Below are 2,088 nucleotides of genomic sequence, written 5' to 3' on the forward strand. Positions count from 1 at the left end.
TCTCGACCTTTCTCTTTGGCAACGAGGTCTCCGGGCGCAACTTCGGTTTCCTGCCCGGCGTGAGCGGCGGCCACCACGAGTACAGCCACCACGAAGGCAAGGCCGAGAAGCTCGATCCGTATAAAAAGATCGGAGCGTGGCACTTGGCGCAGTACTCGTACATGCTTCAGCGCCTGAAGGGCATCAAGGACGGTGAGGGGACACTGCTCGATAACTCAATGATTCTCTTTGGCAGTGGCATCAAAGACGGCAATGCACATAGCCCCTACAACCTGCCGATTGTCCTGGGCGGACAGGGTGGCGGGACACTCTCCACGGGGCGGCACCTCACCTACGCCAAGAACACGCCATTGTGTAATCTTCACCTGGCACTGCTGCGCCGCATGGGTATCCCCACCGAGCGCTTCGGAGACAGTACGGGCGAGCTCAAAGGTCTCTCCGAGAAAGATTTCACCGGGCTGGCTGGATAGTCCGATATCGTATTTTTGATGTGAGTCGCTGGGATGGGCTTCTGGCTGAGTAGATGTTACCTCGTGTTTTTGTCTATGAGTTTCGGGAAGGTCGGAAGCCCCGAACCTGGGAATGTCCTCTGACTGACTTTATACGCCTTCTCTTTCCCTCTGATTTTTACACACTTCTTCCTCCTGTGGAGATTCTGAATGTGATATTGCAGCGAGAGGAAGGGGGGCCAGAGTATGACTTTGGCCCCCCTTCCTATAGGAAACGGGCTTGTTTGGGAGCCGTTCCTACTCACTCTTGACCGGTACGCAGCGCTCTGTGAGCAGCTCGCTCCGCAGTACATGCCCTCCAATCCGCCACACACTATTGTGACACCTGAAGCCTGGGAACTCTGGCAGCGGCAGACTGCCTAATGCCTCGTTTACGGGGCGGATAGGGTGTCGTAGCGCGCTTGGAGTTCGGCCTGGTGAGCGGGATCGCACTGGGGCCAGATTTCGACGAGCTGAAGTGCTTTTTTGTAGAGACTGCGGGCCAGTTTTTTATACCCCGCATCCTCCGAGACGGCGGCGGCGCGGGAGACACAGGTCACCATGCCCTCTAAATTCTTGGCGCGGTAGTGGATCTTACAGGCGCGTTCCAGGCTCTTGAGCCCCTCGGGCTCTTGCCCTAGAGCAAGCTGCGAGAGGGTGAGGTGGAGATACAGCTCGGGGTCGAGTGTCTTTCCTAGCGCTGCCTCAAAGCACGGGATCGCGGCCAAGTGGTTGCCCTGCGTGGCGTGGGCCTCGCCCAGTGCACTCTGAATCTCGGGGAGGAGCTCTGCGTACTCAATGAGTGTCGCGAGCTTGAGCGCATTGCCCAAGATCGGCTCGGCGGCGGTGGGATCTTCTTGCTCTAAAAAGGCTTGCCCGGCCCGGAGCTGTAAGTACGTGATTTCGGGCGTGTCTTCGAGGCGCTTTGACTGCATCAAGAGCGCCGCCGCATGCACGTAGTGGGCCGCCGCCTGCTCCCACAGCTCGATCAGGGCAAACTCTTCCGCTGCGCTGCGGTGCTCCTCCCAGGTCATCTGCGTGCAAGTTCAGTCGCGAAAAGCGCGGCGGGAGCGGGCATTCCAGGGGCCACAAGGGTCTGGTCGCGGCGTGGGCCGATGGAGACAAACCGAGCAGGCACTCCGGCGAGCTTCTCGACGAAACGGACGTAGTCCTGGGCGTTTTGGGGAAGCTCGTCAAAGCGCGTGACATTCTCAATCGAGTCCTCGGGCCAGCCGGGAAGCGCCTCATAAACGGGCTCACAGCCATCGAGCAGGCAGACATCGCCTGCGGGAAAGTGCTTTAAGAGGACGCCGTCTTTGGTGTAACCGACACAGACATTGATGGTAGGAAAGCCCGCGAGCACGTCTAAGTGGCCCACACAGATTCCCGTAAGGCCATTGACCCGCGCCGCATACTGAAGCGCAAAGCCATCGAGCCAGCCGATTCGGCGCGGGCGGCCCGTTGTGGTGCCGTACTCACGGCCCCGCTCGCGGATGCGCTCGCCGCGCGCATCGAGAAGCTCCGTGGGAACTGTTCCTGCCCCGACACGGCTGGTGTAGGCTTTCACGACCCCGATGATCTCGGTGATGGCGGTGGGAGG

4 protein-coding genes are annotated in these 2,088 nt (G+C 59.9%); 2 read left to right on the top strand and 2 right to left on the bottom strand.

Annotated features, from left to right (window positions below; all coding sequences use genetic code 11):
- Both ACH2EH_RS05250 and ACH2EH_RS05255 read left to right on the top strand, forming a co-directional pair.
- Window positions 1-470 (top strand): DUF1552 domain-containing protein (locus ACH2EH_RS05250; RefSeq protein ID WP_395139614.1); only part of this gene is annotated, 470 nt, incomplete at its 5' end.
- A 225-nt stretch (window positions 471-695) separates the two neighbouring features.
- Complete coding sequence (locus tag ACH2EH_RS05255) at window positions 696-872, top strand: hypothetical protein (RefSeq protein WP_395139616.1); 177 nt, start codon at window positions 696-698, stop codon at window positions 870-872.
- An 8-nt stretch (window positions 873-880) separates the two neighbouring features.
- On the opposite strand, the gene ACH2EH_RS05260 is transcribed toward ACH2EH_RS05255, so the two are convergent.
- Window positions 881-1,522: a tetratricopeptide repeat protein gene (locus ACH2EH_RS05260; protein WP_395139618.1), complete on the bottom strand. Its 642-nt coding sequence runs from the start codon at window positions 1,520-1,522 to the stop codon at window positions 881-883.
- Window positions 1,519-2,088, bottom strand: a 570-nt coding sequence (locus ACH2EH_RS05265) for an adenylosuccinate synthetase (RefSeq protein ID WP_395139620.1), incomplete at its 5' end; no start/stop codon positions are given. The genes ACH2EH_RS05265 and ACH2EH_RS05260, both read right to left, overlap by 4 nt.

Source organism: Armatimonas sp. (assembly GCF_043760365.1).
Lineage (GTDB): Bacteria > Armatimonadota > Armatimonadia > Armatimonadales > Armatimonadaceae > Armatimonas.

Excerpts from the sequence above, each read along its gene's own strand:
- ACH2EH_RS05260 (WP_395139618.1), bottom strand. The coding sequence starts at position 1,522 with ATGACCTGGGAGGAGCACCGCAGCGCAGCGGAAGAGTTTGCCCTGATC.
- ACH2EH_RS05255 (WP_395139616.1), top strand. The coding sequence starts at position 696 with ATGACTTTGGCCCCCCTTCCTATAGGAAACGGGCTTGTTTGGGAGCCG.